We start from the raw sequence: 14,054 nt of genomic DNA, 5'->3' as shown, positions 1-14,054 counted from the left end.
TTCATCATTTCAACTTCCTCATCGGTAAACAGCTTCTGGAGCATGAGGTAGCCGTTCTCGTCGTAAAAGTCCAGTTCCTTCTGCTGCAATGGGCCATCATAGCCGGCGCTTCCGTGGACTACCGGATCCTTCCGGTCCATGATTTCCTTATGATCGCCCTGTCTGGATGGATATTTATCGACTGCCATTGTTGCAAATACCTCCTTTATATTTTAACCAGAGGATTAAATCCCCGGTCAGTCAGACACATTCCCGGCTTAAAAAGGAATAAACATTAGAAACGGAAAATTTTAAATAATTAAATAAGAAGGAAAACTTCTAAGGCGGATATGATGCGTACTGGAAGCATATTAAAAAAATTCACTTTTTTTAAGCGGTAACATCATCTCTGGATCACTTAGTATATATTCGTATACTTTCTGATGTGCCGGGAGTTTGCGAATGAATTTCGTCCTTCTGGACAGGATCGGTGAAATATGAAGCGCTGTCTTTGCTTTTAAATTCCTCTCTTTATCTAATCGAGTGTTAAAGGCTTCGTCCGGCATTAAAAAGCAAAATGAAACTTTCCAATGAGGAAGGTTTCCGCTACAATAAAAGGGAAGAAAGCGTATGGAGGAGGCCTGGCATTGGCACTTACTTTTTACGGGTATCCCCCGTGCAGTACATGCCGCAAAGCAAAAAAGTGGCTGGAAACAGAGAATATTTCTTTTGACGAGTATCATATTGTGGAACATCCGCCTTCGAAAAAAGAATTAAAGGCATGGAAAGAAGAGGAAGGACTTGAATGGAAGCAGTTCTTTAACACCAGTGGGAAGAAGTACCGGGAAATGGACCTGAAAACACGGCTGCCGGAAGCATCTGAAGAAGAGATTCTGGAATGGCTCGCTTCTGACGGAATGCTTTTAAAAAGGCCTATTGTGACAGACGGCGAGAGTGTTACCCTCGGGTTTAAGGAACCAGTTTTTGAGGAAAAGTGGAAAGCGTAATAGTATTCATTTGAAGGAGGATGATTGTGTATGAGTGTACCAGATGAACTTTTATATTCAGAAGAACATGAATGGGTGAAAAAAGAAGACGGCCGTCTTCGCGTCGGTGTGACAGATTTTGCCCAGTCCGAGCTTGGCGATATTGTATTCGTGGAACTTCCGGAAGTAGGAGATGAACTCGAAGCCGGAGAGCCATTTGGAAGTGTAGAATCTGTTAAAACGGTCTCAGAGCTTTACGCCCCGGTTACAGGAAAGGTCGTAGAAATTAATGAAGACCTGGATGATTCTCCTGAGTTTGTCAACGAATCTCCGTATGAAAAAGCCTGGATGATTGTGGTAGAACCCTCCAATGAAAGTGAATTGGATGACCTGATGTCACCTGCCCAGTATTCGGACATGGTAAGCGACGATTAATACTGATTTACATAGGAGCTGGCCTTTTGGGAGGCAGCTCCTTTTTATAAGCAGCTGTTTTCGAGCCTTGCAGGGACAGGAACTAAAAGGTTGACGCTTACAGGCAAAGGTGCTATTATCAGTAGCATCGTCAAATATGAACGGATAATCATCGTTCACTTATCAAGAGAGGTGGAGGGGCTGGCCCTGTGAAACCCGGCAACCAGTCTGCATAAGCAGACATGGTGCCAATTCCTGCAGGCAAACGTCTGCAAGATGAGTGGAAAGGATCCTTTAAAACCTTTCTGCTCGTGTGCAGAAGGGTTTTTTCTTTATGGTCCGGTATGGAAAAGAATTATTGCCGGAATCATGACGATTTAAAACATACTAATTACATCGTTTTAATAAAGATAAAGAAAAGCGATGAAGGAGAGAGCGGTATGATCGAATTAAAAGGTTTATCCAAAGCCTTTCAGACAAAAACACAAACCGTCACCGCCGTAGACAACGTCAGCCTTTCTATTGATGAAGGAGAAATTTTCGGCATTATCGGCTACAGCGGCGCAGGCAAAAGTACGCTTGTGAGGCTGTTAAATAAGCTCGAAACCGCCACCAGCGGTGAAGTAACCATTGAAGGGGAAACCATCACTTCCCTGAAGGGACAGTCTCTGCGCAGCGCCCGCCAGGAAATTGGCATGGTGTTTCAGCATTTTAATCTGCTGTGGTCCCGGACGGTAGCAGAAAACATTGCGTTTCCGCTCGAAATTGCAAAACAGTCAAAACAGGAACGGGCGAGACGTGTGCAGGAGCTGGTGAACCTTGTCGGCCTCGAAGGCCGGGAGGACTCGTACCCTTCCCAGCTGAGCGGGGGACAGAAGCAGCGGGTCGGCATTGCAAGAGCCCTTGCAAACAATCCGAAGGTGCTGCTGTGCGATGAAGCGACCTCGGCGCTGGATCCGAAAACAACAGATTCTATTCTTGCTCTGCTCACAGACATTAATAAAAAGCTGGGGCTTACCATTGTGCTGATCACGCACGAAATGCACGTGATCCGTAAAATCTGTCACCGGGTGGCAGTAATGGAAAACGGCAAAGTCGTGGAAGAAGGGCCTGTACTTCAGGTATTCCGGAACCCGAAGGAATATATGACTAAAGAATTTGTTCGTCAGATTACGGAGCCGGAGGAAGACGCGTCGGAAATCGTATTCAATGAAGAAGAAACCGGCACAGTTGTGCAGCTGAAATTTTTGGAAAACAAGGCAGAGCAGCCGTTCATTTCCAAAGTCATCCGCCAGTTTGATGTGGACGTAAATATTATTCAGGGAAAAATTTCCCAGACGCAGCGCGGCAGCTACGGTTCCCTGTTTATCCGCATCAAAGGCAGCAGTGAAGAAATAGACAAAGCGCTGAACTACCTCCGCGAGGAAGAAATAGAAGCAGAGGTGATGGAGCGTGCTTAACACATGGATGGAAGAAATTAATTGGGAAAACATGTGGGTTGCTACGTGGGAAACCATCTATATGAGTCTGATTGCGGTAGCAGCCACATTTTTACTTGGGACAATACTCGGAGTTCTTCTGTATTTAACAGATAAAGGGAACATGTGGGAAAACAAGCCGGTGCACACAGTGACAGCAGCGATCGTTAATATTTTCCGCTCTATTCCATTTATTATCCTGATCATTCTGCTTATTCCGTTTACAACCTTCCTGCTTGGTACGATGCTGGGCCCGAGTGCAGCACTGCCGGCACTGATTATCGGCGCAGCTCCGTTTTACGCCCGCCTGGTGGAAATTGGACTTAGAGAAGTGGATAAGGGCGTTATTGAAGCCTCTCAGGCAATGGGAGCGAGCCAGTGGCAGATCATTCAAAAAGTGCTTCTGCCGGAAGCGCTGCCGTCCTTAATCTCCGGCATCACCGTGACTGGTATTACGCTGGTCAGCTATACTGCCATGGCCGGTGTTGTAGGCGGCGGAGGCCTTGGGAACCTTGCCTATCAGGAAGGGTTCCAGCGCAGCAATAATGAAGTAGTATTTGTTGCTACAGTGCTGATTCTTGTTATTGTCTTCATTCTGCAATGGATCGGCGATATTTGGACGAGACAGATAGATAAACGATAATTATTATATTAATGGGGGAATTTTTCATGAAAAAAACACTACTTGGCGTTTCACTACTTTCTACGGCAGTACTGGCAGCCTGCGGCTCTGATTCAGAGTCAGGCGGCGGTTCCGAAGAAGAAACACAGACACTTACGGTAGGGGCTACAAGCGTCCCGCACGCAGAAATTCTGGAGTTTGCCGAAGACCAGCTGTCGGAAGAAAATGTAGAGCTTGAAATCGAAACATTCAATGACTATATTGTTCCAAACGAAGCGCTTGCTTCGGAAGAAATTGATGCAAACTATTTTCAGCATATTCCTTATCTTGAAGATCAGATGGAAGAAAATGAAGAGTTTGACTTCGTTAATATGGGCGGCATTCATATCGAGCCAATCGGTGTTTATTCCCAGGAGTATGACAGCCTTGATGCCCTTCCGGACGGAGCAGAAATAATTATGAGTAACTCGGTTGCAGACCACGGCCGGATCCTGCAGATGCTTGAGCAGGAAGGCGTCCTCACGCTTGAAGAAGGCGCCGGCGTTGAAGCCACAGTGGATGATATTGCCGAAAATCCAAAAGACCTGCAGTTCCAGGCGGACATTGATGCGGCTACGCTTCCGCAGGTGTACAATAACGGCGAAGGGGATGCAGTATTCATCAATTCCAACTATGCAATTGATGCAGAGCTGAATCCTCAGGAGGATGCCATTGCGCTTGAAAGTCCGGAAGATAATCCGTATGTGAATGTGATAGCAGCCCGGGCAGAGGATGAAGACAATGAAACAATTCAGACGCTTGTAGAAGTGCTGCAGTCGGATGAAACCCAGGAATTTATTGAAGAAGAATATGACGGAGCCGTCATTCCTGCAGAGCAGGAATAGCGGTCAGACCGGACTCGTTTACTGAGTCCGGTTTTTTACATTGGGGGAAAAATAGAAGAGAATCTTCATTGAAAAAGTTTTTCCTTTTTTACTTCTCGGTGAGGTTTGGTATACTGTAAGAGTGAATGAAGAAAAGCATTGAATAGGGAGGGTCGTTCCTGCAAATGGTTTGTATAGGTGCCCTCCTTTTTGTATGAACGCTTTTATTGAGAATGAAGAGGATGTATTCTCATTTATTTCCCGTTGGTTTTTTGCCATATAGTAGCAAAAAAATGAAATATATCGGGAGAGAAAGCGAGTTTGCTTGAAGTCAGTTTACATTTGTTATAAAATAATAATTATAATAAATAGAGAAAAAACAGCGGTTTCCGCTTGATTCCAAAATATGGAGGTATGCAAAATGGCAGCGCCAAACTTGAAAATTGAGAATTTGCACGTAGAAATTGAAGGTACTGAAATCATCAAAGGTTTCGATCTGGAAATGAACGGCGGAGAAATTCACGCAATCATGGGACCAAACGGAACGGGTAAATCCACCCTTGCTTCTGCAGTGATGGGCCACCCGAAGTATGAAATCACTAAAGGTACTATCACTCTTGATGGAGAAGACGTTCTCGACATGGAGGTTGACGAGCGTGCAAGAGCAGGCCTGTTCCTCGCTATGCAGTATCCGAGCGAAGTGAGCGGTGTAACAAACTCTGACTTCATGCGTTCGGCCATTAACGCTAAACGTGGAGAAGGCAATGAAATTCAACTGATGAAATTTATCCGTCAGATGGATGAAAAAATGAACATGCTTGAAATTGACGAATCGTTTTCCCAGCGTTACTTAAACGAAGGGTTCTCCGGCGGGGAGAAAAAGCGTAACGAAATTCTTCAGCTTCTCATGATGGAGCCAAAAATCGCTATCCTGGACGAAATCGACTCCGGTCTTGATATCGACGCACTCAAAGTCGTTTCCAAAGGCGTAAATGACATGAAAAGCCCGGATTTCGGCTGCTTGATCATCACTCACTATCAGCGTCTCTTAAACTACATTACTCCGGATAAAGTACACGTGATGATGCAGGGACGCATCGTTAAATCCGGCGGCGCCGAATTAGCTCAGCGCCTTGAAAACGAAGGCTATGAGTGGATTAAGGAAGAACTCGGCATTGAAAACGAACGCGTCGGAGAACCACAGGAATAATTTTAACAGCAGGGGAGGCGAAATTATGTCTATAGATACTACTTGGAAATATGACGAGAAATACGTTGAAGATTTCTCGGATAAACAGAACGAACCAAAGTGGCTGAAGGACCAGCGGCTAAGCGCCAGCCGCTTAGCGGAAAAGCTGGAAATGCCAAAGCCGGAAAAAACGAACATTAAAACGTGGAATTTCACCGAATTCGAACACGAAGGCACTCCGAAGGAAAGTTTTTCTTCGGCTGACGAACTGCACGAACAGGTGCAGGGCCTTATCGATAAAAACGCTGCGCAGCAGAATCTCCTTGTGCAAAGAGATGGCCAGACGGTTCTGTATGAAGCAAGCGCTACGCTTGAAGAACAGGGCGTAATTTTCACAGACATCGCAACAGCGGCGATCGAGCACGGCGACCTGCTTGAGCGTTATTTCATGGGCAACGCGGTACAGGTGGATGAGCACCGTTTTACAGCGCTTAACGTAGCGCTCATGAACGGAGGTACATTCATCTACGTTCCGAAAAACGTAAAAGTTGAAGCTCCGCTTCAAACAATCTACTGGCTCGAACAGGCTGATATGGGACTGTTCAACCACGTGGTTATTGTAGCCGAAGCGAACAGCGAAGTGACGTACCTTGAAAACTACGTTTCCTATGATACAGAGACGCCTTCCGTTGTTAATGCGATCGCAGAGGTTTATGCAGAAGAAGGCGCGAACGTTTCCTTTGGCGGCGTGGACCACTTAGAGAAAGCGACTACGGTTTATACCAACCGCCGCGGCTACGCCCTCAAAGATGCAAGCATCGACTGGGCACTCGGCCAGATGAACGAGGGTAACACAGTATCGGACAATACGACTGCACTTGTAGGCGATGGTTCGACCTCTGACAAAAAATCTGTAGCTATCGGACGCGGAGAGCAGAGCCAGAACTTCTGGGCCCATATTATCCAGTTTGGTAAAAACACAGACGGCCAGATTTTGACGCACGGCGTTATGAAAGACAAAGCTTCTGCTATCTTCAACGGTGTTAACAAAATTGAACACGGAGCGACAAAAGCCAACGGGGAACAGACCGAGCGTGTGCTTATGCTCAGCGAACGTGCCCGTGGCGACGCGAACCCGATTCTTCTTATTGATGAGGACGACGTTACGGCCGGTCACGCAGCTTCTGTAGGCCGTGTTGATCCGGTTCAGCTTTACTATATGATGAGCCGCGGTATTCCGCAGACAGAAGCAGAGCGCCTGATTATTCACGGCTTCCTTGCTCCAGTAGTAGACGCACTGCCAATTCAAGCTGTGAAAGATCGCCTGACGGAGGTTATCGAAAGGAAAGTGTACTAATGGATGTAAAAGCCATTCGTGAACAGTTTCCTATACTGCAGCAGGAAGTAAACGGAAGTCCGCTTGTCTATCTTGACTCGGCGGCTACTTCCCAAAAGCCGCTGCAGGTAATTGAAGCGGTCAGTGATTACTACCGCCGTTATAATTCAAACGTTCACCGGGGCGTGCATACGCTTGGAAGCATGGCGACGGATGAGTACGAAGGGGCGCGGGAAAAAGTCCGCTCCTTCATCAATGCCCCTTCCTCGCAGCAGATCATTTTTAACCGCGGTACGACCGTCGGCATCAACACGGTAGCTTCGAGCTACGGAGATGCTCATCTGCAGGAAGGCGATGAAATCGTCCTTACAGAAAAAGAACATCATTCCAATATTATTCCGTGGCAGCAGGCAGCAAAACGTAACGGAGCCCGTCTCCGGTACGTGGAGCTAGAAGCAGACGGAACGGTGACGGCAGAAAATGTACGCAGGGCCGTTTCCGAAAAAACAAAAATTGTGGCGGTCAGTCATGTGTCAAACGTACTTGGCACGGTGGACCCTATTAAAGATATCGCTGCTATCGCCCATGAACACGGAGCGGTCATCGTCGTGGACGGGGCGCAGAGCGTACCGCATATGGCAGTGGACGTGCAGGATCTGGATGTGGACTTTTACGCCTTTTCCGGCCACAAAATGGGCGGTCCAACCGGTATAGGGGTACTCTATGGCAGAAAATCTCTCCTGGAAAATATGGAGCCGGTGGAATTTGGCGGTGAAATGATTGACTTTGTAGGGCTGTATGATTCAACATGGAAGGAAACCCCGTGGAAGTTTGAAGGGGGCACACCGATCATTGCTGGTGCTATTGGTTTAGGAGCAGCAATTGATTTCCTGAAACAGATAGGCCTGGATAACATTGCTGCTCATGAGAAAGAGCTCGGCCAATACGCGCTGAAGCAGTTATCGGCGGTGGATGGACTGGATATATACGGACCGAAGGAACGCACCGGTATTGTGACATTCAATGTGCAGGATGTGCATCCGCATGATGTTGCCACCGTGCTCGATGCGGAAGGCATTGCGGTACGCGCCGGCCATCACTGTGCCCAGCCGTTAATGAAGTGGCTTGATGTAGCTTCTACCGCCCGTGCCAGTTTTTATCTTTATAACTCCACAGAAGATATTGATGCTTTGGCAGAGGGGTTAATAAGAGTAAAGGAGTATTTCGGTGATGTCTTCGCATAATTTAGATACACTTTACCGCCAGGTCATCATGGATCACTATAAAAATCCAAGAAACAAAGGTGACCTGGAGGAAGAAACACTTCATGTCAACATGAACAATCCAACTTGCGGCGACCGCATTCAGCTTCAGCTGAAAGTGGAAGAGGAAAAAATCGCCGATGCAAGGTTTGTCGGGGAAGGCTGCTCGATCAGCTTGTCCTCCGCTTCGATGATGACAGAGGCTGTCAAAGGCCATACTGTCGAAGAAGCACTGGATATGGCGCAGATGTTTTCGCAGTTAATGCAGGGCGAAGAAATCGATGATACGAAATACGACCTTGGCGATATCGAAGCTCTGCAGGGCGTAACGAAGTTTCCTGCCCGTATTAAATGCGCAACACTTGCGTGGAAAGCCATGGAAAAAGGGTTAGTGGAAGAAGAAAACCGTTCATAATACAGCAACGCGCTTGAAACGCAGCGGGGATGACAATATTTATTCCCGACTCTAAGGAGGTATTTTCATATGGCAAAACAAATGCCGGAAATTGGTGAAGACTATCAGTATGGTTTTCATGACAAAGACGTTTCCATTTTCCGTTCTGGTAAAGGCCTCACAGACGAAATTGTAAAAGAAATTTCTAAAATTAAAGAAGAGCCGCAGTGGATGCTCGACTTCCGTCTGAAATCCCTCGAGATCTTCTATAAAAAACCAATGCCGCAATGGGGCGGCGATCTCTCCGGACTGGACTTTGACGCTATTACGTATTACGTAAAACCGTCTGAGCGTTCTGAAAAATCATGGGACGAAGTGCCGGAAGAAATCAAAAACACGTTCGACAAGCTTGGTATTCCGGAAGCGGAGCAAAAGTATCTGGCAGGGGTTTCTGCACAGTACGAATCCGAAGTTGTATATCACAACATGGAAAAAGAGCTTGAAGATCAGGGTATCGTGTTTAAAGACACAGATACAGCAGTGAAGGAAAACGAAGAATTGTTCCGTGAGCACTTCGGGAAAGTTATCCCTCCGTCTGACAACAAATTCTCGGCGCTTAACTCCGCAGTATGGTCCGGCGGTTCCTTTATCTACGTACCAAAAGGTGCAAAAGTAGAAACGCCGCTTCAGGCTTATTTCCGGATTAATTCGGAAAACATGGGACAGTTTGAGCGTACGCTGATCATTGCAGACGAAGGCAGCTCCGTGCACTATGTGGAAGGTTGTACCGCACCAGTTTACTCCACGGATTCCCTGCACAGTGCCGTTGTTGAAATCATCGTGAAAAAGGATGCGTACTGCCGTTATACAACGATCCAAAACTGGGCGCCAAACGTTTACAACCTCGTAACAAAACGGGCAGTTGCCGACGAAGGTGCGACCATGGAATGGGTTGACGGTAACATCGGCTCCAAATTGACGATGAAATATCCATCGATTATTATGCGCGGCGAAGGTGCGAAAGGCACCGTTCTTTCCATCGCTATCGCCGGACGCGGTCAGCACCAGGATGCAGGCGCAAAAGTAATGCACCTGGCTCCAAACTGTTCCTCCACGATCGTTTCGAAATCCATTTCGAAGCAGGGCGGAAAAGTAACGTACCGCGGTATTGCGAACTTTGGACGCAAGTCCGACGGTTCCAAATCGAAAATCGAATGTGATACGTTGATTATGGATAACGAATCCACTTCGGATACGATTCCATACAACGAAATTTATAACAACAACATTGCTCTTGAACACGAAGCAACGGTATCTAAGGTATCGGAAGAGCAGCTCTTCTATCTGATGAGCCGTGGCGTTGGTGAACAGGAAGCAACTGAAATGATCGTTATGGGCTTCATTGAGCCGTTTACAAAAGAACTGCCAATGGAATATGCTGTAGAAATGAACCGTTTGATCAGCTTTGAAATGGAAGGCTCGATCGGTTAATTTCCCGGCCCTGTACGAAAACGGAAACTGTCCTTTAAAGAGCTTTTACTGCTCTGAAAAGGGCAGTTTTTTTGTTTTATTTTAAAGAAGAACGTGAAAAGAAAAGGGAGGTGAATAAATGATGATATATGTTGGTTTAACCGGCTGGGGGGACCATGATTCCCTTTATCCAAAAGGACTGAAGCAGACTGACAAGCTGAAAGAATACAGTAAATATTTCCCCACGGTAGAAGTGGATTCTTCCTTCTACGCTATACAGCCAAAGAAAAATATTGATAAATGGCTCCGGGAGACGCCGGAATCGTTTCAATTTATTATGAAGGCCTATCAGGAAATGACCGGACACCAGCGCGGCCCGAGTAAATATGAATCAAAAAAGGAAATGTTTGAGCAGTACGCCCTATCGGTACGCCCGATGAAGGAAGCAGGCAAGCTGGCGATGGTGCTGTGCCAGTTTCCACCCTGGTTTGAATGCAACCGGGAAAATGTGGACTACCTCCGTTACTTGAGAGACCAGCTGCATGAATTCCCCTGCGCCCTTGAGTTCCGCCATGAATCCTGGTTCCATCCGACCTTCCGGGAAAAAACGCTCGAATTCATGAAAAATGAAGACTGGATCCATTCCGTAGTAGATGAGCCACAGATCGAAGGCGGATCGGTGCCGATTGTGGAGGAGGCCACCACGTCTTCCAAAACCTTAATTCGTCTGCACGGCCGTGACAAGAACGCGTGGCTGAAGCCGGCACGGGGACAGGAGTGGCGCAAGGTGCGCTACCGTTATAACTATTCCGATGCAGAGCTTCAGGAATGGCGGGAACGGGCAGAAAGGCTGCAGAAAGAAAGCAGCGATGTTTATATGATTTTTAATAATAATTCCGAGCGCCATGCAGCCCCGAACGCGCGCCGGCTGCTCGAGCTTTCCGGTATAGAGTACGAAGGGCTTACTCCAAAACAAACTTCGCTCTTTAATGACGAGCCCCGTGATTCGTAGTAAGATAAAAGAAGATGAAATGCACTCGTTCTGCACCTCAGCATGTGGAGACGAGCACAAAGGCGGTGAGACCTGTTGTCCTCCAGTTTTTCTGTTTACCTGTACCATACTAACGATATTCACAGCGATTTGGATCAATGGACACGCACAGCAGCATATTTAAAAGAACGGGAAAAATACCGGCAGGACCGGGGGGAGTCAGTCCTTCTTCTGGATCTCGGGGACCACACTGACCGGGTGCACGCCGTCACAGAAGCTACACGGGGAAAAGGAAACGTGGAGCTGATGAACGAAGCCGGCATTCAGTATGCAGCGGTTGGAAACAATGAAGGCATCACGTTTGCAAAAGAAGAGCTGAATCATATGTACGATGACGCCGGGTTTCAGGTGCTTCTGGCGAACTTGTTTGATACCGATGGCCGCCGTCCCAGCTGGGCGGAGCCATATAGTATCCATACGACAAAAGAAGGGGTACGGATTGGCCTGCTCGGGGTAACCGTTCCTTTTTATCCGTTTTATGAAGGGCTGGACTGGAAAATTACAGACCCGGAGCACGTGATAGAAACATTTCTGCCCGAGCTCCGGGAACAGTCTGACGTAATGATTTTAATGTCGCACCTGGGCTATCCAAAGGATTTGGAGCTCGCTTCCTCCTATGATTTTAATGTTATTCTGGGAGCGCACACCCACCACCTGCTTGAAGAGCCGGAATGGGTGGACAATACATTAATTACACAGTGCGGCAAGTTTGGCACGCACGCAGGGGAGCTCGAGCTCCTGTTTGAAGGGGATACTCAGCGCCTCTCCGGCATCGTGGGCAAAACGGTGGATATGCGCAGGCTAAAGCCTTCCCCAATGACTGAAAGGCTTCTGGGAGCGCTCGAGGACGAAGCAGATAAAGACATGAATGAAATAGTGACAGAAATTGCAGAGCCATTATCTGTGTCATGGACTCAGGAGTCTCCATTTGCCTCGCTGCTTGCCGATGGGCTGCGGGAATGGTGTAAAACGGAGATATCTATGCTGAATTCAGGACTGCTGCTTCATTCGCTGCCGGCAGGACCGGTGACGAAAAAAGATATTCACCGCCTGTGTCCTCACCCGATTAACCCATGCGTAGTGGCAGTAAAAGGGCATGTGCTTGAAGAGGTAGTGAAAAAAGCTTTTACGGAGGAAATGATCCGTCTGCCGCTGAAAGGCTTTGGCTTCCGCGGGGAGATGCTTGGCCACATGGTATTCAGTGGCATGCAGATTGAAGCGGACTACGAATATGGAGAGTGGACGGTGCAGAGTATCCGTATCGGACACGAATTGCTTAATCACGAAGAAACGTATGAGCTGGCCACGCTTGATATGTTCACACTCGGGCCGTTGTACACCGGCTTGTCCAACGCAGAGTCGAAACAATACTATATGCCGGAAATGATGCGGGACATTCTGACCGACGTGCTGGTAAAGCAGTATACGGCCGGATCCTGATGAACCGCCTGCAGATGGAAAGCCTTCAGCCTGTTGTTAAGCTTGAAGGTGCTTCTGTCATGCGGTAATTGAAGTAAAAACATAGGGAGGCACAAACGTGAAACAATACTTAGATCTCTGTCGGCATGTACTTGAAAATGGCGGAAAGAAGAATGACAGAACCGGCACTGGAACAATCAGCACCTTTGGATGGCAGATGCGCTTTGACCTGCAGCAGGGTTTCCCGGTGATCACTACAAAAAAGCTGCACCTGCGTTCCATTATTCATGAACTGCTTTGGTTTTTACAGGGAGAAACGAACATTGCCTACCTGAAAGAAAATAAAGTGAAAATCTGGGATGCCTGGGCAGACGAAGAAGGCAATTTAGGGCCGATTTACGGCAAGCAGTGGCGGTCATGGGAGGGATCTGGAGGAAAAACAGTGGACCAGATTTCTGACGTGGTGGAAGCGATCAAAACAAATCCAGACTCAAGGAGACTGATCGTCAGCGCCTGGAACGCAGCAGAGATTGAAGATATGGCGCTTGCGCCTTGCCACTGCCTGTTCCAGTTCTACGTCCAGGACGGCAGGCTGTCATGCCAGCTCTACCAGCGGAGTGCAGATATTTTTCTCGGCGTGCCGTTTAACATTGCTTCGTATGCTCTTTTGACGCAAATGATCGCGCACGTATGTGACCTTGAGCCCGGAGAGTTTATTCATACATTTGGGGATGCTCATATTTATAACAACCACGTGGAACAAATCAAAACTCAGCTTGAGCGCGAGCCGCGAAGCCTTCCGGAAATGAAAATCACGCGGAAGGTGGATTCCATTTTCGATTTTACTATTGATGATTTTTCCCTCGAAGGGTACGACCCGCATCCCCATATTAAAGGAGAGGTGTCTGTATGATCGCATTTGTAGCTGCAGTCGCAAACAACCGGGTGATCGGATATAAAAATGACCTCCCCTGGCATCTTCCTGCTGACTTGAAGCATTTTCAGCAGGTAACAAAGCACGGAACTGTTATTATGGGCAGGAAAACGTTTGAATCGATGAACGGGCCGCTCCCGTCACGCACCAATATCGTTATTACGGGCAACGCGGACTGGTCGCACGAAGGTGCTCAGGTGGTGAACGATATTGAAGAAATCCGCCGGCTTGCCGGAGAAGAAAAGCTTTACTATGTTATCGGAGGCAGCGGCGTTTTTACAGAGCTGCTGCCGGATGCCTCCTACATGTATCTAACCCATATTGACGCCGATGTTCCGGGAGATACGTACTTTCCGGAATGGAACGAATCAGAATGGGAGATTGTTGAACAGGAAGAAGGGCCCGTGGATGAGAAAAACAAGCATCCACACCGTTACGTAACCTATAAGCGAAAAAATAATTAATGTAGTATTTAAAAGTCCTGCTGCAACTTTCTGGTTGTAGCAGGATAATTTTATTTATCTAAATTAAAAACAAAAGCAGCAAATAAAAGAACGCTTCCAAAAAACTTTTCCGTTATGTACTTTGACAAGGCAAAGAAAGATAAATATAATGAATTATCAGACAAAAGTTGTGCATCGGCAGATGTCCACATAG

At 47.3% G+C, this 14,054-nt stretch carries 14 protein-coding genes, 1 pseudogene and 1 riboswitch; of the genes and pseudogenes, 14 read left to right on the top strand and 1 reads right to left on the bottom strand.

The features are described 5' to 3' along the window. Positions 1 to 188 (bottom strand): annotated as a pseudogene (locus ACTRXF_RS14640) (ectoine hydroxylase); the annotation flags it as partial. A gap of 438 nt (positions 189 to 626) precedes the next feature. Between ACTRXF_RS14640 and ACTRXF_RS14635 the strand changes: the two are divergent. From ACTRXF_RS14635 to ACTRXF_RS14570, 14 genes are all read left to right on the top strand, one after another. After that, positions 627 to 986: an arsenate reductase family protein gene (locus ACTRXF_RS14635; RefSeq protein ID WP_474263808.1), complete on the top strand. Its 360-nt coding sequence runs from the start codon at positions 627 to 629 to the stop codon at positions 984 to 986. 30 nt (positions 987 to 1,016) lie between these two features. Then, the gene (gene gcvH / locus ACTRXF_RS14630; protein WP_079475537.1) at positions 1,017 to 1,400 is read left to right on the top strand and encodes a glycine cleavage system protein GcvH; all 384 of its coding nucleotides are present in this window, start codon (positions 1,017 to 1,019) and stop codon (positions 1,398 to 1,400) included. Between the two features lie 156 nt (positions 1,401 to 1,556). After that, positions 1,557 to 1,662, top strand: a riboswitch (SAM riboswitch). A 157-nt stretch (positions 1,663 to 1,819) separates the two neighbouring features. Next, on the top strand, positions 1,820 to 2,839 hold the full coding sequence (locus tag ACTRXF_RS14625; protein WP_474263806.1) for a methionine ABC transporter ATP-binding protein: 1,020 nt from the start codon (positions 1,820 to 1,822) through the stop codon (positions 2,837 to 2,839). Between the two features lie 7 nt (positions 2,840 to 2,846). Further along, the gene (locus ACTRXF_RS14620) at positions 2,847 to 3,500 is read left to right on the top strand and encodes a methionine ABC transporter permease (RefSeq protein ID WP_474263817.1); all 654 of its coding nucleotides are present in this window, start codon (positions 2,847 to 2,849) and stop codon (positions 3,498 to 3,500) included. Between the two features lie 26 nt (positions 3,501 to 3,526). Next, positions 3,527 to 4,363 carry a MetQ/NlpA family ABC transporter substrate-binding protein gene (locus ACTRXF_RS14615; RefSeq protein WP_474263804.1) on the top strand — a complete coding sequence of 279 codons (837 nt, stop codon included), beginning with the start codon at positions 3,527 to 3,529 and terminating at the stop codon, positions 4,361 to 4,363. Between the two features lie 400 nt (positions 4,364 to 4,763). Beyond that, entirely contained in the window at positions 4,764 to 5,552 is a 789-nt protein-coding gene (sufC, locus tag ACTRXF_RS14610; protein ID WP_474263802.1) for a Fe-S cluster assembly ATPase SufC, read from the top strand. Positions 5,553 to 5,577: 25 nt separating this feature from the next. Beyond that, positions 5,578 to 6,888, top strand: coding sequence for a Fe-S cluster assembly protein SufD (gene sufD / locus ACTRXF_RS14605; protein ID WP_474263800.1), 1,311 nt, complete (start codon positions 5,578 to 5,580; stop codon positions 6,886 to 6,888). Next, positions 6,888 to 8,111 carry a cysteine desulfurase gene (locus ACTRXF_RS14600; protein WP_474263798.1) on the top strand — a complete coding sequence of 408 codons (1,224 nt, stop codon included), beginning with the start codon at positions 6,888 to 6,890 and terminating at the stop codon, positions 8,109 to 8,111. Before sufD ends, ACTRXF_RS14600 begins: the two co-directional genes overlap by 1 nt. Continuing rightward, on the top strand, positions 8,098 to 8,544 hold the full coding sequence (gene sufU / locus ACTRXF_RS14595) for a Fe-S cluster assembly sulfur transfer protein SufU (RefSeq protein ID WP_091616365.1): 447 nt from the start codon (positions 8,098 to 8,100) through the stop codon (positions 8,542 to 8,544). Before ACTRXF_RS14600 ends, sufU begins: the two co-directional genes overlap by 14 nt. 69 nt (positions 8,545 to 8,613) lie before the next feature. Beyond that, on the top strand, positions 8,614 to 10,014 hold the full coding sequence (sufB, locus tag ACTRXF_RS14590; protein ID WP_298785231.1) for a Fe-S cluster assembly protein SufB: 1,401 nt from the start codon (positions 8,614 to 8,616) through the stop codon (positions 10,012 to 10,014). Positions 10,015 to 10,135: 121 nt separating this feature from the next. Then, positions 10,136 to 11,005, top strand: a complete 870-nt coding sequence (locus ACTRXF_RS14585) for a DUF72 domain-containing protein (protein WP_474263815.1) — start codon at positions 10,136 to 10,138, stop codon at positions 11,003 to 11,005. Between the two features lie 75 nt (positions 11,006 to 11,080). Continuing rightward, positions 11,081 to 12,484 (top strand): bifunctional metallophosphatase/5'-nucleotidase, encoded by a 1,404-nt coding sequence (locus ACTRXF_RS14580; RefSeq protein ID WP_474263795.1) that lies wholly within the window; start codon positions 11,081 to 11,083, stop codon positions 12,482 to 12,484. A gap of 97 nt (positions 12,485 to 12,581) precedes the next feature. Beyond that, positions 12,582 to 13,376 carry a thymidylate synthase gene (locus tag ACTRXF_RS14575; RefSeq protein WP_474263793.1) on the top strand — a complete coding sequence of 265 codons (795 nt, stop codon included), beginning with the start codon at positions 12,582 to 12,584 and terminating at the stop codon, positions 13,374 to 13,376. Then, complete coding sequence (locus ACTRXF_RS14570) at positions 13,373 to 13,861, top strand: dihydrofolate reductase (RefSeq protein WP_474263791.1); 489 nt, start codon at positions 13,373 to 13,375, stop codon at positions 13,859 to 13,861. Before ACTRXF_RS14575 ends, ACTRXF_RS14570 begins: the two co-directional genes overlap by 4 nt. Positions 13,862 to 14,054 lie beyond the last annotated feature (193 nt).

The organism is Marinococcus sp. LNHM3E3-2.2 (assembly GCF_056034385.1).
The sequence above is the reverse complement of the archived record's forward strand: the minus strand, read 5'-3'. Positions and strand labels throughout refer to the sequence as shown.